We start from the raw sequence: 20,142 nt of genomic DNA, 5'->3' as shown, positions 1-20,142 counted from the left end.
AATTCAAACGCCTGTCCGTTATACTCCATTAAAGAGCCTGTATTTATTAGACACGGAAACGGGAACAATCACAGGAGATGAGCCATGGATTTCACTTTAACGCTGATACCTCTCATCCCCTTTCTGTTCTTCTTTGCATTCCTGTTTCTCCTCGGACGTGGTAAAAACTGCCCCGCCTGTCACCGCCCCATGCCGGTTATCCAGTCTCCCTTCACCAAGACCCGGCGTCAGTGGCTTGTCGGCGGGTATCGCTGTTCGAACTGTGGTTGCGAAACAGATCTCAAGGGCAGGCAGGTCGCAGCCAGTACTCTCCCCGAACAAAGAACCTTACTGCTTGGGTTGGGCCTGTTTGTGTTCTGTATCGTGATCTCCCTGCTGCTGACCTGTATTCCCCTAATGATGCTCCTGATCCGTAACTGATCAACGATGTCACTGATACATGTCGCACGAAGAAAGAACAGAAACTAACGATGCTCTTAAGAGAAATTATTTTTATCCTCCTGAGACTGTTGATACTGCTGATGTTACTCTCCCCTTTGATTGCTTATATTATCTATAAGATCAAACAAGCCCAGGGGAAATGCTGTCCGTCCTGCGGGACTCCTTTGTTTCCCTTTCAACATCCTGTCTCAAAAACCATTCAACAGTGGAAACAGGGCGGCTATCGCTGTCGCAATTGTGGGTGCCTGACAGATCTTGATGCCAAAAAAATTCCAGATGGTCCCTATCCGAAACGTCGCACGCTCCTGTTGGTTTTGATAGGCCTTAACCTGCTCCTGATGATATCTTTCCTGTCGCTGGTTTTCTTCTACTTCCACTATTTGAATCCGAATAAGTGAAGATCGCGAATTCCGTCGCTCTGGGTCACTCAACTTCACCTCATACTCTCCAATACTGCCGCCAGTCGCCAGCCAGCCTGGGCCGCCCGCTTGACCGCGATCGAACCTGCCTGCCGATAATAACTCTGAGGCAGTGAAGACAGTTTCTGAAACTTCCCACCCTCAGCTTCACTCACGCGAGCTGCTTCCAGTATTTCCTCGCTGTATCCTTTCTCCCGAGCCAGTTCGTGACTTTCGTTGATCCAAGTCACATAATTCAAATCCCTGGCAGCGCTCTCGCCGAGCCGCTTATTCGCGGGGTCCCGTTCGATCCCCACCGCCTGGCCGACAATCTCCGAATCCTTGAAGCTGTTCCCCAGCAGGCCGTCCCACTGGGAATGCAGATTCGATTTCGCAATTCGAATATCATTGCCTCCCCGGTCTCCCTCAGGAAACATACGTCGGCTGAACAGGGCCGAAGAATGCAGCGGCTGATGACTGTCTCCCACCAGGTGCATCACCCAGCAGAAGTAGACGGCTTTATCCGCCTGGCTCACACGCGGGTCTTTCAGTTGCGCCACACAATATTCCAGGGCCTGAATAATATTGAACCCCAGCACATCGTCTCCCGCTTTGATCGACGTCGCCACGTTCGCCGAGAGCTGCTTACTCAACGCGTTTTTTGAAGCTTCATCCAGGTAAATTGGCTGGTTGATGTAATGCCAGGTCCCATGATGATATTTCTCGCGGTCCGCATCCTTGAAACTCCGGGCAATATCCGGCCAGGTCGCCGCCCGCATGAACAGCCAGCGAGCCTGAATTTCCGGCGTCGCATCCTTGATGATCTGAGGCATCCGCGACTGAAAATCCTGCTCAAACCGGGGATGCTGTTTGAGCAACTGCACGAGTTCCATCCGCCGTTCCGGCGTCAGTTGATCCCAGGCGATCGCAGCGATGATCCGATGCCCCGCATAATTCCAGGCCTGGGTCGGTCGAACTGTTACGGTCAGGAACAGTACAAATACAGTCAGTAGCGCAAATCGTTTCACAGTCAGGTCTCGTTTTTCAGGTTCAGTCGAAGTGTCAAATTCAGACCTCAATTGTCGGGATCGTTTCTGTCGAGACAAGGTAGCGACTCCCACGTTTATACAAAATTCATATATGAGAATCACCATTTCTGATCGGGGCCTCATTCGAATAGACCAGCGTGTTGACTACTTCGTATTTTATACCGGTGCACTCTGGTGAACCTCACTGAATAAATTGAACTTGATTCGCAGTTCCCGATCCGTATTTTGTGAAATTCTGCTTCGCGCGCGAGGCGGACGATGCGTGCACCGGAACCTGTTCCACCAGTGAGTCAGCAGCACCTGAATCGGCGTCGATTTTTGAAGGTTTTCACCAGAACACTCAGAACCAGTGCCACATGTCTCGTACATTTTCAAAGCATTTCGCAGCACACTCAGGGCATTTGAAGTACATCTCAACAACAACTCAGGGAACATCAGAGCAGATTCAGCAGCAGAATTTCGCAACATCCTCTTGACCTCCCCACGCCCTTCCACAAAATCAGTACCCACTTGAAAACACCTTCGAATAAATGAGCGGCAAGGCGCTAACCGCCGGTAATGGTAGAAAAACATCCTGCATGCTTCTTAAAAACCAATCCACCAATTGTACGGATCGTCCCACAACCACCAAGCTGAAGATCGATCACTGCCTGGCGGGAAAAAAATAAAAATTCGGGAACTCCCCGACCGCTGCAGAACTCTAACGTGTATGCAAACACTCATCATCATAAATCTGTTACTCTGCTCCGCCGGACCCGGTCACGTACGAAATGACGATCCGCCAGCTTCCCAGTTCGTACCGGTTCCCCACGTCATGCCGTTACCAACGGGCGAACCTGCGGGGCTGACCTTCGACATGATTCCTGACATCGTTGATCTGCATGGTTTACCCAATGATCCCTGGGACGCAGACTGGGAGGAGATCGATCCCGATCAGATTTTTGAGGTCATCAAAGACCTGGAAAACGTGGAGCCCCAGATAATCATCCCTGATCGGAAACCCATGATTTTTATCAATCCCGTACCGATTCAGATCGATCCGGCTGAGTTTCGATTGATAGAACTCGAATTAGAGCCTCCCATTTCAAACAGCGAACCATGACGCTCTCGCAGGCAACTCTGTTTGCAGTTGAGACGCAGACAGGAATCCGAAGGTTAGAACGCTCAGACAGCTAAAATTATCTGCCGTATGTACCTTCTCGAATTATCAGGCATGACACACTCTCCTCGGGCGGTTTCTCAATCGGGCGTGAGGGAAAGAACATCAGCCAGGCACCACTTACAATCAGCAGGAACCCGATCAGGTTGAACAGGCAGCCCGCCGTCGTTTTCCTGGTTGCCGCGCCGCCCCGGCCATTGAGCAGTTCACCCAGACAGAACAGGGCGATCCCCGGAAAAAACAGTGAAGCTTCTGGCGGTAACGCCTTTGTCTCCACAGTCAGGCTGACGACGAACAGGATCACCGCGGCGATCGTCACCAGCGTCAGGTAAAACCTCTCATTCGTCAGCAGATTCTGTTTCATCCTCGTAGTCTAGCCGCAGGGCACCGAAAGCTCTAGAAGTCTTCTCAAATAATTCCTCAGGGACTCTGACACGATAAAGTGAAACAGCCCCGGCATATCCTGCTGCCGGGGCTGTTTCTGGAGGCCATGCTAGTGCTTTCTCGCAAGCGGATCATAATCCATTGAAACAGGTTGTCAATCTTTTCTTCGATCGATTAGACAGAGTAACGCGTAAGGCACACTCCTGAAATGTGTTTCCCATGATCGACACCCGAAGAAATATTGTTGCCATTTTTCCTGAATATCGTAGATTCAGACAGACAGAATCAAAGAACGTCAGTCTGCCGCCTGCGGGAGACAATCTGACACCCGCAATTTACGACGTGGGATAAAACACGGTTTAAGAGAGTTTGCGAATCGTGCTGTCAGCGTAGAGCGCACCCTGGTCAATCGGCGACCAGGGAACGCTTCTCTCCCAGCCAAAATTAAACAGCGGCACCCGCCAGTTGACGACATTCCTCAGCACACTGTCGGCATGCTTCAGCACAGCTCTGACAGTGCTCGGCTTCGTGCTGTCCACATTCCGTTCCACAAGCGTCGCAAGCCTCAGCACAGAGCCCGCAGATACCCGCAACGAACTGTGAGCCACGACTCATCAGTGCCGCAGCCGTCCAGCAGAGCTCAGCACAGTCCCGGTCGAGACGAACGCACTCAGCCATGTTCTGGACATTCTGCTCGCTCAGGCAGGAGTCGGCACAATGTTCACAGGCCTGGGCGCATTTGATACAGGCTTCAATACAAGACGCATATTTTTCGTGGGTCATTAGAATTCCTCCAGTTGAATCAGGACCTGGTACAAGTTCACCCCGGCGGTGAACTCAAATCTCAATCCCAAAGCAAACCACGTGCCGAGATGTTTGCGGGAGTCATTCATCAGAACTGGCAGTGTCGAATCACGGAGCTCTACGACAGAATGACCGAGTGAAACATTACTTGATCCGACGACAGGCAGTATTCAATCTCCACGATTGAATAGGCTGATGTAGCGATCAGTTCCACTTTTAAACAAGTCGTTATTCTCGGCACACCAGATTAAAGGAGAGTAAAATCGCTCCAGGCGATCTGCGTATTCGTATTTCCGACCTGCACACAATTCAAAATGAGACCACCAGGGGCGAATCTCACAAATCGAGCGGGGCGTGTATCCCGATTCCTGAAACCTGACCGTTAGGGTAAGCACAGGACCGACGCTTAACAGATAAGCCAGCAGCAGAAACAGGACAGTACCTGCCATGCATTGGGAAACCCTGGATTTCCGGCGTTTCGACATCCCCGCAAAGTCCTTTCGCAATAACCATCCCTCACTGCAGTATCGGAAAACTCCCCAATAGCATATACTGATAGACAGTGTCAGTCAAAAGGAAAAGCCCGGACACCTGCTTGCTGTCTGTTTCGAAAACTCAGTCCCGATTGCAAAACGCTCGCCTGGTCAGGAAATCGGGAAATGGGAATTCGGTTGCAGGCTGTCAGGCGGACAGCAGCAACCGAATAAGAGATAGCATTCTGTAGAGTGAAACCAGCCTGAAACTAAGGCGCCGTCGTGACGCGTTCCAGCAGCAGCACGACATCAGCCATCGGTAATTGAAATTTCGTAGGACGCGGTTTGCCCATCCATTGTTTGTTGTTCCACGTTCCCACAACACAACAGACCTTCAATTGGTTGCCGTCAAGTTCATAGATCCCCAGTGCATCGCCCCCTTTCTTCCGGGCCTCATAGGAACGATGATCCCAGATCCCGGGGCTGGCGGTCGGGTCCAGATCGAAGGTTCCCGACCAGAGTTCCTTTCCGTTTTTGTCCAGAGCTGCGTAAGTCAGATCCTTGCGGAATACCAGTCGCCTGGCAGCTTGCGTGGCCCCTTTGGGTTCTACGGACTTGATCTGCCACGTACCGGCAAACGTCTGCAGAGCCTGTCTGACTTCTGGTTTTATTTTTTCTTCTGCCTGCAGATTATTTACGTTTACTATCGACAGCAAACCGGACAACACGGTCAATCCCATAAGTGTTTTCATCTGTCTGATCCTTGTTAATGTGAGTTAAAGAGTTCTCTCCAGGAAATGTCTCATGCCATTCCTGCTTAACGCAATCCACCCGATGCCAGTATGACCTCGCCGGTCAGCCAGCGGGCATCATCCGACGCGAGAAACGCCACCACCCTGGCAATGTCTTCCGGCGTACCGATTCGGTTTAAGGGAGTCATGGACACCAGTTGTTTCTCGAAATCGGCTCCTGTGCCGTACAGCCCGGCTGCCTGCGTTCCCTCGCTGAGTGTGGCTCCGGGATTGACGGAGTTGACCCGAATCTTTCGACCGGCGAGCTCTTTCGACAGCACGCCGGTAATCGCATCGACGGCACTTTTGCTGGCGGAATAGAGCGCAAATCCGGGAGGACACATCCGGGATGCACCGGATCCGATGTTGATGATATTGCCTCCATCTGAACTGAAGTACGGCAGCGATTCACGAATCATCAGCAGGGGGCCGAGAACGTTAATGGTAAACTCGCGCTGGAACTCCGCCTCAGTCAGTTCCTCCAGTGGCATCGGCTGATAGACGCCGGCGTTATTCACCAGAATATCGAGCCGCCCCGAAATCGCATGCGCCGCTTTGCATAAGCGTGCTGCATCGGCCGCGTTTGACACATCTCCCTGAACCGCGACGGCGCGCCCTTTCGATTTTATGATCTCCTCAACCACGGCTTCCGCACCAGCCTGGTCGGTCGCATAATTGACGACGACCACCGCACCTGCTGACGCCAGTTCCCGGGCGATTCCCGCCCCGATGCCTTTGGAAGCCCCGGTCACCAGGGCGACCTGATCCTGTAATTTCAACATGTTTGCTCCTTGTGTATCTGGAAGTGACAGAGTCTGTTCTACCACTGAGACACATGCGAGAGCCGACTGTGACAGTTATCGTGAAAAAAATCAGTTCAGATGCAACGCCGTGCGGATGCCCGGTTGTTCCAGAATCTCTTGCAGCCACCGCGCCGGATTGTCCGGCTGCAGAAACGGATAGCTGCGCTGCAGAGTCGCATATTGCCGGTCGACGGCATCTTCGATTTCGCGTACCGTGCCGGAGGCGACTTCATTGATCCGTTCGAAATGCTCAGGTACAAACAACAGGTGTTCGGGATCGACGTGCCCCTCGTTAATAAACCCTTTTGTCTTTTTCGAACAACGGCAGGGATTCTTTTCATTCACCAGGCCACACTGGTTCTGCATGAACTGGTAAAGGTCCCGACGGGCGCGGGAGAGATTCTGCCGAAAACTGTCGGCTGACATCTCCATGATTTCGCTGCCCACTCTGTCGCTGACGCCGAAGATTTCACCCAGCGTGAAAATCAACCGCTGTCGGCGATCCAGGCAGAGCAGCATGCCGGTCATACAGGCGATTTTCGCCTCTTCTACCAGCAGGGGGATCTCCACAGGCACCGTCTTGGGATCCGGGAGATCCAGGTCGGGAATATTGTTGATCGCGGCGGCATAACTGGAAAAAGTATGCGGCTCTGTTTCACCACCACGACGTTTCATATTCAGAACATGATTGACCGTGATCCGATAGAGCCAGGTGCGGAACTGACTTTTACCCTCAAAGGTGCTCAACCGCGTGATGGCTTTGAGCAGCACTTCCTGCGTGACTTCTTCGGCATCATGAGGCTGGAAAACCATCCGTACCGCGATATTGTAAATCCAGGCCTGATGCCTGAGAATCAGGGCTTCCAGCGCAGCACGGTCTCCGTTCCTGGCCCGCTCAACCAGTTCGATATCCTGCCGGGCATCGTCATCCGCTTCTAAAAAGGGATTATACATTGTCTCATCCACATGATCTGGTCTATTGATTCGGCCTCTACGTAGAGGTCCCCGTCTATTAGACACATTCTACGAATGACTGTGACAACGGAATTCAATGATTTCAATATTTTTTACCAGATCGCCCCCCGTGGATACAAAACGAAATTAGATATCAGTGTCTGATGACAGGGGACGGCAGCTTACACGAATCTGGAAATAATGTGGGAAAATGGAAATGTGCTTTTTTCATTTCAGGTGGGCAGGTAAAATGGAACCAACAATAACAGCGCTAAATACATCAGCCACACAGAAGCCGAATTCCGTTTCCCGTCAGGAATAAAAAGATGAAAAAACAGAATATGCTGATGATGTTATTGCTGGTGATTCCACAAGGCATGCTCGCAGTGCTGCTGGCCTTTGATCTGAAATATTATGACGCAAGTGAAAAAGCTTTTACCGTCCCCATCTATCCCTGGCCCATGTATCTGAAGTTGGTGCTGTCAGTGCTGGGCATGATTGCCACATCCGTAGTGCTATCCTATTTCATTTCGAAACCGGAAAAACACAGACAACAGAAGCAGGACACGACTTGTGAAGAAGCTGCGCTTATAGAATAGTAGGGGCGGTACCTGCGTGTCCGCCCGCCTGGCGAGGAGCATCAGCAATGAAACACACCAATGGGAAATGAAAGCACGTCTCAGGGTAGGCCCGAATGTAATTCGGGCCGAGCGCAGCGAGCAGGAAACTGACAGAGAAGACTATCATCCCAGAGAAAATGTCGCATCAGCGAGCTCTACTGGTTTGTCTTTCGATGCTGGTATTAACTATACGATTCAGCTAACCGCTCACTCCACCGTAATCTTCCGACACAAAATCGTCTTGCGTTTCACACCGTTCTCATCCGGATAATAAAAATCGCTGTAGAAGAGCAGGGCACTGTTCTCATCCAGGGGGACGATCTCCGGGTTATTACAGGAACCGTCCCAGTCGTGAAAGGTCGGCTCCGCCACCGGCTTGTTAGCCAGTCCACTGCGATCTCCGGGCGTCATCACCACCAAAGGTTCGGTCCACTTCGTTCCACTGTCATTGAGCGCGGCTCGCACGAATGTTCCGGGACGGGCATAGCAGAGAAGCGTCACGCCATTCTCCATTCGACACAATCGCGGCAGAATACCAACCCGGTCGAACTTGACCGGTTTCGACCAGGTCCGTCCCATGTCGGTCGAACGCGTCATATACATCGGGTCCCATTCCTTGCCGGTCGAAGAATACCAGGTTGACCGCAGGAACCAGACAATCGAGCCGTCCGGCATGAATTCAAAGTCACTGTCGCTGAAACCGCCACTTTTATAGGGGAACTCGTGACCGTTGGCTTCATATTCCAGATGCGAGCGCCGCTGGAACGTCTTTCCATTGTCCTCGGAACGAAAGAGCTCCGCCGAGTAGTACGGGCTGTATTGGCCGTTTTCCGGATTCAGATGCCCCTCTCCCGAAAACACGCTCACCCAGATCGCCCCGTCGGGACCCAGCTTCGGATTCCCCCGCGGAAAGATCGACTTCAACACCTTCTTCCCGCTACGGCTGACATGAACCACCCGCGTCAGATAAGGCCAGTCCACCCCGGCCTGCTCCAGCACCGGCTGTGTCTGACCCGCGGGGATGCGATACAGCGTCCATTCCTTTTTAGACAGACTTGGCGGCAGGCGATCTGCGTTAAAGGCATTGATCGTCGTGCCCCCCATCCAGAAGGTCATCCCGTCCGGGATCGGCAGCGTCCCTTCCTCTGCCTGCTTTGAAAAATCATAGGCGGGCGTGTATTTGTTCCAGGGGATCTGCTTGTACTCGCTTACATCCACACCAGATTCCGGCGGCAGATAAACCCGATCCCCGTTCGCCAGCAGCAGACCACACTCCTGCGCCACCGATGCATCAACCTCTTGCCAGGTTTTGCCCTTGTCGCGGCTTTCAAACCAGAGTGCCGTGGAGCCGTAGTTACTGATGTCGTCATTTTTCACATGCACGGAAACCACATACCGGTCTTTCAATCGATAGGGCCGCGGAAACTGATACGGCCCCCAGAGCTGCTCTTCGGGCCGAATCCCCCGCACAATCACATGCGGTTCCCCCATCGTCAGTTTGATCGGAGACTCTGTTTTCTCCTGGGCGGCTGTGTAGCTCGTGCAGGCAATCAGGAATAAGTAAGAGCGGAAGATGAAGCGCATAGGGGTTCTCTATTCTGGTTAACTCGAAACGGAATCAGCCCACATCCTACACGCACACCAGGGCACAAACAACTAATGCAGAATGGGGAGCGCCTACAGTCACAAGCCAGTCTACGATTTAATAAACGCTTATCGGGTGCCATCTGTCGGCTTGCCCGACAGTGCCTATCAGCTCTAGAACTCGATTCAGCGGGTGGGCCCGAATAAAATTCGGGCCGAGCGCAGCGAGCAGGAAACTGACAGAGAAAACGATCATCCTGAGAATGGGGGACATCTACAGGGAAGCAGACGAAAAAAGGGCAGGACACAAACTATGTGCATCCTGCCCTCTTACATTCTCAGAGAGAAGTTCGTTTACTCAGGCCACGGAGATTTCTCAGTCGCCAGGGAGTAAATCACCGATTTGGAATTGCAGAGTTCATGTGCCGCTTCGATGAAGCCCAGCTCCGCGCCGAACCCACTCTTTTTGTATCCATAGATCGGCACGTTCGGTCGCAGGTAGCCGCCACCATTGATGGAGATCCGGCCGGCCTGCAATTCGCGTGCGACCCGTAAAGCCCGTGTGCCGTCGGTCGACCAGATATTTGCCATCAGACCGAAATCCGAATCGTTGGCAATCCGAATCGCTTCTTCCTCGGTCTTGAAGGTCATCACGCTTAAGACCGGACCGAAGACTTCTTCCTTCGCCACAGCCATGTCCGGGGAGACCTGGTCGAAAATGGTGGGCGGGAAGAAGCAGTCCAGCGGATCATCTGAAATCTCACCCGACAAAACCATGCGGGCCCCTTCCTGTTTCGCCTGTTCGACGCGGCTGCGTACGAAGTCGCAATGCGTCGGCGTCGCCAGACAACCCAGGTGCATTTCCGGATCGGTCGGATCTCCCTGCCGCAGGCTCTGGGCTTTGGCGATGATCCGCTCCAGCAGTTCATCGTGCTGGCTCTCATGCACCAGCAGACGGGAACCGGCTACGCAGATCTGCCCCAGGTGACAGAAAATCCCGGTGATGACGCCGTTCACAACATGATCCAGCGGAGCATCCGGGAAGACCACGCTCGGCGTCTTACCACCCAGTTCGAGCAGCACCCCTTTCATGCCCTCTTTAGCAGCTTCCATCAGCTGGGCACCGGTTTCGTGTCGACCCGTGAAAGCGATTTTGTTGATCCCGGGATGTTTTACGAGAGCAGCACCCGCTTCCGCACCCGTTCCGTGAATCACGTTGATCACGCCGGGAGGAAAACCGACTTCTTCCGCCAGCTTCGCCAGCATCAACGCCGACAGGGGAGAGACTTCAGAGGGCTTCAGCACCACCGTGTTGCCACAAGCGAGAATCGGGGCCAGCTTGATCGCCGCGTTGGTCAACGGATAATTCCAGGGGACAATCGCCGCGATCACACCCATCGGTTCACGAAACTGCATGGTCACGTTGTCGGCCAGACCGCCGTATGAGTGGCCGGCAATTTTGTCCGGCAGGCCGGCGTAGCTTTCCAGCATGTCCGCACCACAGGGGATATCGAACCCCAGTGTATCGCGAATCGGTTTGCCGATATTGAGCGTATCGGTCATCGCCAGGTCTTCCGCAGATTCCCGCACCCGTTCGGCCAGCTTGAACAGCAGTCGCCCACGCTCCAGACCATCCATCCGCCGCCATTCGCCTTCGTCAAACGCACGGCGGGCGGCAGTCACAGCCAGATCGACGTCGCTCGCATCCGCCATGGCAATCTCCGCCAGCGGTTCCCGTGTCGCCGGGTTGGTAATTGTCCAACTCGTGCTGGAATGACCGTCGACCCATTTTCCATCAATAAACATTTTTTCTGGCCAGGCTGGCATACTCTCTGTTCCTTAACTTTAGTAATCAATTCTTTAAGTCGTTCGTCGAGAGTGACAATCTGCAGGGGCTGGTTCAAAAAAGAAACCGCAAGCTGCATCGACTCCAGGCAGGAAACAATCTTCCTGGCTGGTAAGTCCTGACAGGCGGGGCAGGGCGAGCAACCCGGAATTCCCGCTGCGCGGTATGACCAGATCAATTTTAAAACAGAAGGCAACAATCAACAAACGAGGCGCTTGGCAAATCGACGCTGCACTTTCACAACCAGCGCCGATGCCATCCCAGGGGACTACCCCATCATAACAAGCCGAAACCATACAGAACAATAGACGGCACCCAATTGAGATTAAAGTAGGGGCCGTGCCTGAGTGCCCGCCCGCCTGGCGAAGTACAATTATAGTTCAAACTAGGAAGGCAAAGGTTCAGAAAAAACCAAGGGTGAGCCCGAATAAAATCCGTGCCGAGCAGAGCGAGCAGGAAGTCTCAGGGCACTCAGACAACAGAGAGCGAGCATCCTGACACGACATCAGGCGTAACTTAACCCACACCCGTGCCTTGACACCTAATTTCCCCACGCCTATCTTCAATTTTGGGCCGAATAAAAAGAATTCATGAACCGGAAATCTATTTCAAGATGAAGCGAGGATAGAGCATTGAAGAACAGGGTTCGCTATTCGGCTGGGGGTCTGCTCTTTCTTCTGGCCGCCGGAGCGATTGTCGGAGGCATTGTCTGGCATCAGGCAAGCGAACAGGCTGACTGGCAACCTTTCGTTCTAGAGCCCACCACGTATCCGGAGACCACCGGCTCCGAGCTCGCCGGTAGTTACTATCTCGACAAAATACAACCGATCTTCAACCGTCGCTGCATCGTCTGTCATGGCTGTCTCGACTCACCCTGCCTGCTCAAGCTTACCTGTTACGAAGGACTGCTCCGCGGTGCCCGTAAAGTCAATCCCGATGCAACGCACCTGTTCGCGGAAAAACCGGTCCGGCTGTTCGACCAGCCTTCCGTGGCTGCCTGGCGGGAGCAGGGCTTCTGCAGTGTCGTCGAACAGCAGGGGCCTCCCGAAGAACGACCTGCGAAGAGCATCCTTTTCCGCATGCTGGTTGCGGGCACCGAACATAACCAGCCCCCCTTCGAACTGCAGCCACTCGAACCGATCTACCAGTCCGTCAACAAACACCTTTGTCCCTGCGAGCAGGGCATCGACGCCTATCTGAAACAACGCCCCACCGCGGGGATGCCCTTCGGAATGCCCGCCCTGACTGCGGACGAGAATCAGCTCTTTTCAGAATGGATCTCCGCCGGCTCCCCCGGCCCCACAGCCGAGGTCATGGCCCAGGTCCAGCAACTGAAACAGCCGGAAGTCGTCGCCCGCTGGGAAGCCTATCTCAATCAGGATGTACCACTCTCTCCTCTGGTCAGCCGCTTCATCTTTGAGCATGCATTTCTCGCGACGCTGCATTTCGAGGAATCGCCGGGTGAATACTTTCGCCTCGTTCGCTCCACCACACCGCCGATCCAGGTCAAAACCGCTGCAGACGGCAAGCAGGTGGTCACCGCCAGTCCGGTCCACGAAATCAAGACGGCCCGACCCTATAATAATCCGTACCTCCCGGGCGTCGACAAACTCTATTACCGCCTGAAAAAAGTGACCGAATCGCGGGTTCAGAAGTCACTCTTCGTCTGGCAGCTCAGCGACGACAAACTGAAACACCTCGATGAGCTATTCTTCCAGATCGAACCGGTCGCCGGGAAAAGCCTGGAGCCCGGCTACAGCAGCCACAACCCCTTTGAAGTCTTCCAGGCCATCCCCGCCCGGTCGCGGGCGCAGTTTCTCGTGGAGAATTCACACCTGATCGTCAGCGGCATGATTCGCGGCCCGGTCTGTGTCGGAAACCTGGCAACCTACGCCATCAAAGACAATTTCTGGGTCTTCTTTGTCGACCCCGCACACGATCCCTCCGTCCTCAAGCCGGAACTTGGTCTGCAGTCCTGGGAAGACTTCATGGACTACGGCCTCGAAGGGAACGCCGTCTACAACGACGCTTATTTCAAGGTCCTCGATCAATACAAGCCGACTGGTTATGAGATCAACGATGTCTGGGACGGGAATCAGCAGAACTCGAACGCCTGGCTCACCATTCTCCGCAATGAAACCAATGCGACCGTCCTCCGCGGACGACAGGGGGGCATTCCGCCCACCTTCTGGCTGATCGACTACAGCGGCTTCGAACGGTTGTACTACTCCCTGGTCGTTAACTACGAATACTACGGCAGCGTCGCACAGAAGCTCGATACCTGGGAATTCATGAGCCGACTCCGGCAGGAATTCGAAGACAACTTTCTCCGTCTGCTGCCGGTCGACGCGCGGAAGAAATACCGCGACCTCTGGACCCGCGGCATCGGACAGGAACTCCTCTTCCGCATGCCATTTCCAGGAGAAAATGTGGGCGAGGGGCTCGAAGTAGAAGGGACCGACCCCATTTCCGGTGTGCTCAGCCAGATTCAACGCCAGTTCACAGAAGCGGTCAGCGGTCCGCGCGATCTGCTCAATACCGGAAACAAACCGGACGTCAAACTGACTGACCCCGTGAACGACTTCGACGGCTGGGAGGCCGCGCTCTCCACCCTCACGATGCGCACGCAACTCAAGTTCACACCGTTTTTACCCAGTAACACTTTCATCCGCCTGACCAAAGGGGAAGAGCACCGCGTCTACTCGCTGGTCGCTAACCGTTCGTACGCGTTTAATAACGTCGTCTTTGACGAAAACGGCGCCCGGCAACCCGAACTGGATACCATGAGCGCCTACCACGGTCTCGTGGGAGACTTTCCCAATCTGATCATCGATCTGAAAATCGAAGACGCCTCCGCGTGTCTCGCGGAACTCAATGCTGTCAGTACAACTGAGGAATGGACCGCCTGGAAAAACAAATACGGTACCCTCCGCAACACGGCCGCTTTCTGGCCCCTGCTTGACTGGCTGACCGACTGGAATTTCCAGAACCGCCAGCCCGACGCCGGCTACTTCGACCTCAAATACTACATGCTGCTCGACTCCAGATACTAAGGGCGCCGGCAGCAATTCATGTCTGATTCTACCACCTGTTAAAAGTGATTTTCCTCCATCGGGGAAGTCCCCAGTCAGGAATCTGTCTCCGTGAGCTAAATATTTATCCTGTAACTCATTTCTTCGCAGAATATGAGCTTGTGATCTCTCAGAAATTGATTAAATTTACACTGATCACCCAACATGCTCAAATCATCTGTTCACTTCGAAGATAGACCAGTCTACCCGCCATGACGATGACTCTGGAACAGTTTGCAACTCAACTCGACGATAGCGGTGTGCTTTCCGCGGAGGATCTGGCCTCCTTTAAAGAGTTGCACTGTCCTGAAGTTGAGTCTGCTGAAGACCTGGGAAAGCTGCTGGTCAAGCACAATAAAGTCACCCGGCTGCAGGCTCAGATGGTCTACCAGGGACAGGGGGATAAGCTCCGCTTCGGGAACTATGTGATCCAGGACAAGATCGGCTCAGGCGGCATGGGTGACGTCTACCTCGCCAGGCATCGTCGGATGCAACGCGAAGTCGCCCTCAAGCTCCTGCCAACAGCGATGGCGGAAGATCAGAATGTCATCCGCCGCTTTCAGCGCGAGGTCCAGGCGGCAGCAAAACTCTCGCATCCCAACATTGTCACGGCACATGATGCAGACGAGGTCGACGGCACTCACTACCTGGTGATGGAATATGTCTCCGGCACCGATTTGTCCGCACTGGTGAAACAGCAGGGCGTACTGTCAGTCGGGCAGGCACTGGACTACATCCTGCAGGCCGCCCGGGGACTCGAATACGCGCACCAGGCAGGCATCATTCATCGCGATATCAAACCCTCCAACATGCTGCTGGATGATAACGGGACGATTAAGATCCTGGATATGGGCCTCGCCCGCATCGATGAAGTGGATGAAGAGAACCCGGCCACCGCGCTGACTCAATCGGGCAGTGTCATGGGCACCGTCGATTACATGTCGCCCGAGCAGGCCCAGAGTACACATTCCGCCGACAATCGCTCCGATATCTACAGCCTGGGCTGTACGCTCTATTATTTACTGACCGGTAATTCGGTCTATGGCGGACAGACCGTCGTCAACCGAATCCTCGCACATCGCGATCAGCCCATTCCTTCCCTCGCTTCCGCAAACGTGCAGGTTCCCGCAAATGTCGATGCCATCTATCAGAAGATGATCGCCAAGTTGCCGGAAGATCGCTTTCAGTCGATGCAGGCCGTGATCGATGCGATCGAAAAATGCGATCTGCAGAATCCCGCTTCCACCATGTCCACGAAGCCTTCAGATCCCGAACTGCAAAAGTTCCTGCAGTCACAAAAAGTGGAATCCAGTCCGACGATTGTCATGCCGGCGGGAGAAATCGAAGCAGGCACACAGGACCTCAACCCGACTTCCGATTTTCTGAATGACACCCTGAACGGAACCGCCTTCCAGCCGCTACAGCGCCCCCGGAAGTCAAACAGCAAACGGGGCTGGGGCATCGCAGGCTTGGCACTGGCCGCATTCGTCTTTCTGGCAGGGATCGTGTTCAATGTCGAGACACCCGCAGGAACCGTCATTCTCGAAGTCGACCAGCCTACCGCAGCCGGTGCCGTGGTCTCTGTGGATGAAGAACAGAAAATCACCATCAACACGGGGAAAAACCAGGACCCGATTCAGGTCACAGCCGATGCGAAAACGCACACTCTTAAAGTGACCAAAGGGGGCTTCGAAACCTTCACCCGTCAATTCACCGTCAAGTCGGGTCAGACAGAAACGATCAAGGTCCACCTGGTGCCGCTGACTGTTGCAGAGACAGCAGAGACAGCAGAGTCAGACCCGATCATGCCGTTTCCGATGTCGGCTCGTGAAATTGTCGAATGGATTCTCAGTGTCGGTGGATCGGTGGCGGTCAACTCAGAACACAATGTCCTGACCAGTATTAAAGATATGCCTGCCGAACCGGTGGAATACTACGGCGTCGATCTTTCTGATGCTAAATTCCCACCTCACGATCTGCAACGGCTGTCGAATCTGAAACCGCTTTACGGTTTGAAGATCAGTGGTGACTCATTTGGGGAACAGGATTTTCAATATCTCAAATTTGTCGAAGGAGTGCATGACCTCAATCTGGAGCATTTTACTATCGAAGGGGATGGTCTGAAGTATCTCAACGGCTTCCAAGCTTTGAAGGCGATCAGAGTTTATGATTCAACGATCAGAGGGGATGGGTTAAGTCACCTTGGTCAATTCTTGAACCTGATCACCCTGGATCTGGTCGCTTGCACCATCGATAGCGCAGTGATGCAGCAGATTGGTAATCGAAGGCAACTCAATTTTCTGAACTTATCCAATTCGCAAATCGATGATGCCGGGTTATCCCACCTTTCAGGTCTGACGAAGCTGAAAAAATTCTATGCGCATATGAATCCCAAAATCACTGATGAGGGGCTCAAGCACTTGCAGGGGATGAAACAGCTGGAAGTGCTGACAGTTGGTGGGACAGGAATCACTGATGCCGGGTTGAAGCAGATCGGCGAGCATGAGCAACTTATTCTCTTAGATAGTTACAACATCGCGATCACTGATGCCGGCCTTGCGCATCTGACAAAGCTGAAGCATCTCAACAGTTTGGATCTACGACGCACGCCCATTACCGATGCTGGTCTGAAACATCTCTCCGGTCTGAAGCAGTTGAAAACGCTGACTCTTCAGGAGACCAATGTCACTCCGGAAGGCATCGCCGCTTTGCAGAAAGAATTGCCGGAATGCACAATCATCAGCGATTTTTCGAACGCTGGGAAATCACGGGACGTTCTTGAGTGGGTCTTCCGTCAGGGGGGAAGGGTGGGGGTGAATTCAGATCTCCACTTCGTAACCAGCATGGAAGATCTGCCAGACGAGCCGGTTGTCTATTACAACGTCGATCTGAGTAAGACGAATATCCCCCCTCAGGATCTGGTGCGCCTGGAAGACTTGAACAAGCTCGTTACGTTGAGACTGGATTATACCCCGATCCGCGATCAGGACCTTGCATATCTTAAAAGCCTGGATGATCTGGGGTTTCTGCATTTGAATCATACCGGCATTACCGGCGAGGGGTGCCAACACCTGCTGGCACTTCCTGAATTGAATGCGATATCAGTCGAATACACAAAGTTTTCCGACGCCGGATTGCACGAACTCAGCAAGATCAAACCGTTGCGACTACTGTATGTCACGAATACTGACATCACCAATGAGGGTATGCAGACCATCGGGGAGATGAAAAATCTGACAAAGTTAAAGATCACCGGTAATCCGCAACTCAATGATACCGGCATAGCGCACCTCGCCAATCTGAGCAAGCTGGAATATTTATTTGCATATCAGAATCCCGGTATTACCGACGCAGGCTTGCAGCACCTGCAGGGGCTGGACTCGCTGCATGAGATCAGTTTATCGACGTCAGGGATTACTGACGAAGGACTCAAATACCTGGCGGGACTGAAAAAACTCGGAAAACTGGAGATCGCTAACTGCAAAATCACAGACGAGGGGCTGAAGTACCTTTATCAAACCAAGACGCTGCAGAATCTCGATCTGAGACAGACCAACGTCACTCCCGAAGGGGTCGCTGCTCTCAAACAGGCTCTGCCGAACTGTAAGATTGAAAGTGATTTCAATGCAAAACCGGCACCCTCAAAATAGTCTCACCACAGACAGAACAGGTTTTACATCAGAAGTAGGGTAGGGTAGGGTAGGGTAGTGTTGGGTTGGTACCCACGTGTCCGCCCGCCTGGAGACGTACCACTGAACCTGACCCTCCATGGCAACCGTTCAGAAGATCTCCGGGGGCGAATGATATTGGAACTGAGCGCAGCGAGCAGGAAACGGACAGTGAAAACGCACCACTCAAAGAGCACGCTCTTACTCTCTCGTGTTTCACCAGCACACTGGATCGACATTCAAGCGAGGAGTAGAATAACTCACGAACGCCTCCTGTGGCTTATTCCCATACGGAAATCAAATAAAATGTCTCGGATTGCTCTCCGATCAACTGAAAAAGTAATTCATGCGCAAACAAAGCTACTTACACGTCCTCGTGTCCCTCACCGTACTGCTCGTGACTGCCGAGCAATCAAGGTGCCAGGCTGATGACACTGCCGGCCCTGCCATCCCCGCCGCATACGGCGTCCGGTGGAAACTCATCGACGACGAAGTCAAAGACTATCTCGCATCCTGCGAACGGATCGGATTAGCCAGGGGCCTCAAGGCGACCGACTTCGATCAGATTCCGCCCTTCAGTCAGATGCGACTCTGTAATGTCCTGCAGAGAAAAGAGGGGGGCACCACGGTGACCTATGCCGGCGAGCCCGGCTTCTCGCTGACGGGCAGCAATGGGAATGTCTTCGTGGAAATCCCGCGGCACTATGCCCTGCGGTATGTGAAGGACGGGTATGAATACCGTTTTGTCAGTGATAAGCCACTTCCCGGATTTGTCGTTGATCCAGCCTTCGTGGAAGAGGGGCGAGAGCTTCCAGCGATCTATGTCAGTGCCTATGAAGCCCACGTGCACGACGGGAAAATGCTGAGTATTTCAGGCGTCTATCCGACCGCGGATGGCACGCGGCCCGAATACCGCAGCTTTGCGCGGGCCAACGGGCCGGGGTATGGAATTCTCGACCTCCGCACGTTAAATCTGCTGCAGAACCTGTTCCTGGTCGAATATGCCACCCGCGACAGTCAGGCCGCGGTGGGCGGCGGCTGGGGAAAGATCCTGCAACCCTCCCGTGGTGCCCGGCTGCGCTGTGCGCTGGCAGAGCAAAACACCAACCGGTTCATCGTCAGCGACTGGAGTTCGTACCTGTCTCAGAAACTGTTTGTCGGGTCGGCAATCCAAATGGTGGACTGGAATGATCAGCATTCCGTGCTGGCGAACGAACGCAGCATTGTGCGTGTGGAGTCGGATACGCCCCGTAAGGGAATGACGTCGATCTACTTTGATGGACCGCCGCTCGACACGACCACGGACATGATGCTGGGAGGCGCCGCCCAGAAAACCGGTTGGGCCGACAGCCTGCAGACACCCTCGGGCCACACGCCACCGAACGGCGGCGGAGCGGACGCCAGTTACCGCTGTGCTGTACGATACCGTTACATGGAGAATCTGTGGGGCAACGTCTGGCATTACATCGACGGGCTGAACTTCAAAAATGGCCAGGCGTACGTCTGCGACAACATGCGTGATTACGCCAGCGATGTGACCAGCGACACGTATCGACCGACCGGCATCACGCAGGAGATTCAGACCGACAACGGCACCGTCGGCGGCGATCGTGAACGGAATTATATGAAGAATCTGACCTTCGATCCGGCGCATCCACTGCTGGCACTCCCCCTGGATTATGTCAATCAGGGAGTGGACTCAGTGCCTCACGCACAGAAATCTATGCGTCTCGGCAGCGACACACTGCGGCACCACAATTTCGGCGACTACTACTATCTGAGTAAGAGTGCAACCTGCTACGTACACGGCGGCGGATTCGATCACTACTGGCGCTGCGGTTTATTCACCCTCCGCGGCTGGCAGACAGACACCAGACGCTGGTACCTCTACGGCGCACGCATGATTTATAAACCGCTCTGAGCAAAAAGGACCCACCGTAGATTTACAATACGAAAAGCGTGGGGACTTTAGTAATGGGGACTGCACATCCTGTGATACTCTGCATAGAGTTTTCTGCAATATTGATTCCGTTCAATCACCCAGACTACAGGAGCATAGAAAGATCTCAGTGGTGCATGATATTGCGGTGGGAGATT

16 protein-coding genes are annotated in these 20,142 nt (G+C 53.6%); 7 read left to right on the top strand and 9 right to left on the bottom strand.

The features are described from left to right. Nucleotides 1-84 precede the first annotated feature (84 nt). Together FYZ48_RS16510 and FYZ48_RS16505 are read left to right on the top strand one after the other, a co-directional pair. Nucleotides 85-420, top strand: a complete 336-nt coding sequence (locus FYZ48_RS16510; RefSeq protein WP_149342271.1) for a hypothetical protein — start codon at nt 85-87, stop codon at nt 418-420. A gap of 50 nt (nt 421-470) precedes the next feature. Next, nucleotides 471-839, top strand: a complete 369-nt coding sequence (locus FYZ48_RS16505) for a hypothetical protein (protein WP_149342269.1) — start codon at nt 471-473, stop codon at nt 837-839. A gap of 35 nt (nt 840-874) precedes the next feature. Here FYZ48_RS16505 and FYZ48_RS16500 read toward each other — a convergent pair whose 3' ends face one another. Beyond that, the gene (locus FYZ48_RS16500) at nt 875-1,867 is read right to left on the bottom strand and encodes a S1/P1 nuclease (protein ID WP_187782060.1); all 993 of its coding nucleotides are present in this window, start codon (nt 1,865-1,867) and stop codon (nt 875-877) included. Between the two features lie 730 nt (nt 1,868-2,597). Between FYZ48_RS16500 and FYZ48_RS16495 the strand changes: the two genes are divergently transcribed. After that, nucleotides 2,598-2,990 (top strand): hypothetical protein, encoded by a 393-nt coding sequence (locus tag FYZ48_RS16495; RefSeq protein WP_149342264.1) that lies wholly within the window; start codon nt 2,598-2,600, stop codon nt 2,988-2,990. Between the two features lie 76 nt (nt 2,991-3,066). On the opposite strand, the gene FYZ48_RS16490 is transcribed toward FYZ48_RS16495, so the two are convergent. The 6 genes from FYZ48_RS16490 to FYZ48_RS16465 form a co-directional block, all read right to left on the bottom strand. Next, the gene (locus tag FYZ48_RS16490; RefSeq protein ID WP_149342262.1) at nt 3,067-3,411 is read right to left on the bottom strand and encodes a hypothetical protein; all 345 of its coding nucleotides are present in this window, start codon (nt 3,409-3,411) and stop codon (nt 3,067-3,069) included. Between the two features lie 464 nt (nt 3,412-3,875). Then, a complete protein-coding gene (locus tag FYZ48_RS16485; protein WP_149342260.1) occupies nt 3,876-4,214 on the bottom strand; it encodes a four-helix bundle copper-binding protein in 339 nt (112 codons plus the stop codon). A 191-nt stretch (nt 4,215-4,405) separates the two neighbouring features. After that, a complete protein-coding gene (locus FYZ48_RS16480) occupies nt 4,406-4,684 on the bottom strand; it encodes a hypothetical protein (RefSeq protein ID WP_149342258.1) in 279 nt (92 codons plus the stop codon). Nucleotides 4,685-4,977: 293 nt separating this feature from the next. Next, entirely contained in the window at nt 4,978-5,460 is a 483-nt protein-coding gene (locus FYZ48_RS16475; RefSeq protein ID WP_149342256.1) for a TIGR03067 domain-containing protein, read from the bottom strand. Nucleotides 5,461-5,525: 65 nt separating this feature from the next. Then, complete coding sequence (locus tag FYZ48_RS16470; RefSeq protein WP_149342254.1) at nt 5,526-6,281, bottom strand: SDR family NAD(P)-dependent oxidoreductase; 756 nt, start codon at nt 6,279-6,281, stop codon at nt 5,526-5,528. Between the two features lie 90 nt (nt 6,282-6,371). Beyond that, a complete protein-coding gene (locus tag FYZ48_RS16465) occupies nt 6,372-7,256 on the bottom strand; it encodes an RNA polymerase sigma factor (RefSeq protein WP_149342251.1) in 885 nt (294 codons plus the stop codon). Nucleotides 7,257-7,582: 326 nt separating this feature from the next. Between FYZ48_RS16465 and FYZ48_RS16460 the strand changes: the two genes are divergently transcribed. Continuing rightward, nucleotides 7,583-7,855: a hypothetical protein gene (locus FYZ48_RS16460; protein ID WP_149342249.1), complete on the top strand. Its 273-nt coding sequence runs from the start codon at nt 7,583-7,585 to the stop codon at nt 7,853-7,855. A 228-nt stretch (nt 7,856-8,083) separates the two neighbouring features. Here FYZ48_RS16460 and FYZ48_RS16455 read toward each other — a convergent pair whose 3' ends face one another. Further along, nucleotides 8,084-9,460, bottom strand: a complete 1,377-nt coding sequence (locus FYZ48_RS16455; RefSeq protein WP_149342247.1) for a sialidase family protein — start codon at nt 9,458-9,460, stop codon at nt 8,084-8,086. 354 nt (nt 9,461-9,814) lie between these two features. After that, the gene (locus FYZ48_RS16450; RefSeq protein WP_145041547.1) at nt 9,815-11,287 is read right to left on the bottom strand and encodes an aldehyde dehydrogenase family protein; all 1,473 of its coding nucleotides are present in this window, start codon (nt 11,285-11,287) and stop codon (nt 9,815-9,817) included. 651 nt (nt 11,288-11,938) lie between these two features. Between FYZ48_RS16450 and FYZ48_RS16445 the strand changes: the two genes are divergently transcribed. From FYZ48_RS16445 to FYZ48_RS16435, 3 genes are all read left to right on the top strand, one after another. Further along, complete coding sequence (locus FYZ48_RS16445; RefSeq protein ID WP_149342245.1) at nt 11,939-14,359, top strand: fatty acid cis/trans isomerase; 2,421 nt, start codon at nt 11,939-11,941, stop codon at nt 14,357-14,359. 230 nt (nt 14,360-14,589) lie between these two features. Further along, a complete protein-coding gene (locus tag FYZ48_RS16440) occupies nt 14,590-18,027 on the top strand; it encodes a protein kinase domain-containing protein (RefSeq protein WP_149342243.1) in 3,438 nt (1,145 codons plus the stop codon). A 364-nt stretch (nt 18,028-18,391) separates the two neighbouring features. Further along, nucleotides 18,392-19,966 carry a hypothetical protein gene (locus tag FYZ48_RS16435; RefSeq protein WP_149342241.1) on the top strand — a complete coding sequence of 525 codons (1,575 nt, stop codon included), beginning with the start codon at nt 18,392-18,394 and terminating at the stop codon, nt 19,964-19,966. The last annotated feature ends 176 nt before the right edge of the window (nt 19,967-20,142 follow it).

The organism is Gimesia chilikensis (assembly GCF_008329715.1).
Classification (GTDB): domain Bacteria; phylum Planctomycetota; class Planctomycetia; order Planctomycetales; family Planctomycetaceae; genus Gimesia; species Gimesia chilikensis.
Note: the sequence above shows the minus strand (reverse complement) of the source record. Positions and strands in the feature narration are given on the sequence as shown.

Bases quoted from the DNA above. Each gene is read 5' to 3' on its own strand.
- FYZ48_RS16495 (WP_149342264.1), top strand. From the start codon at position 2,598: ATGCAAACACTCATCATCATAAATCTGTTACTCTGCTCCGCCGGACCC.
- FYZ48_RS16465 (WP_149342251.1), bottom strand. From the start codon at position 7,256: ATGTATAATCCCTTTTTAGAAGCGGATGACGATGCCCGGCAGGATATC.
- FYZ48_RS16480 (WP_149342258.1), bottom strand. From the start codon at position 4,684: ATGGCAGGTACTGTCCTGTTTCTGCTGCTGGCTTATCTGTTAAGCGTC.
- FYZ48_RS16460 (WP_149342249.1), top strand. From the start codon at position 7,583: ATGAAAAAACAGAATATGCTGATGATGTTATTGCTGGTGATTCCACAA.
- FYZ48_RS16490 (WP_149342262.1), bottom strand. From the start codon at position 3,411: ATGAAACAGAATCTGCTGACGAATGAGAGGTTTTACCTGACGCTGGTG.
- FYZ48_RS16475 (WP_149342256.1), bottom strand. From the start codon at position 5,460: ATGAAAACACTTATGGGATTGACCGTGTTGTCCGGTTTGCTGTCGATA.
- FYZ48_RS16440 (WP_149342243.1), top strand. From the start codon at position 14,590: ATGACGATGACTCTGGAACAGTTTGCAACTCAACTCGACGATAGCGGT.
- FYZ48_RS16455 (WP_149342247.1), bottom strand. From the start codon at position 9,460: ATGCGCTTCATCTTCCGCTCTTACTTATTCCTGATTGCCTGCACGAGC.
- FYZ48_RS16470 (WP_149342254.1), bottom strand. From the start codon at position 6,281: ATGTTGAAATTACAGGATCAGGTCGCCCTGGTGACCGGGGCTTCCAAA.
- FYZ48_RS16510 (WP_149342271.1), top strand. From the start codon at position 85: ATGGATTTCACTTTAACGCTGATACCTCTCATCCCCTTTCTGTTCTTC.
- FYZ48_RS16485 (WP_149342260.1), bottom strand. From the start codon at position 4,214: ATGACCCACGAAAAATATGCGTCTTGTATTGAAGCCTGTATCAAATGC.
- FYZ48_RS16505 (WP_149342269.1), top strand. From the start codon at position 471: ATGCTCTTAAGAGAAATTATTTTTATCCTCCTGAGACTGTTGATACTG.
- FYZ48_RS16435 (WP_149342241.1), top strand. From the start codon at position 18,392: ATGCGCAAACAAAGCTACTTACACGTCCTCGTGTCCCTCACCGTACTG.
- FYZ48_RS16450 (WP_145041547.1), bottom strand. From the start codon at position 11,287: ATGCCAGCCTGGCCAGAAAAAATGTTTATTGATGGAAAATGGGTCGAC.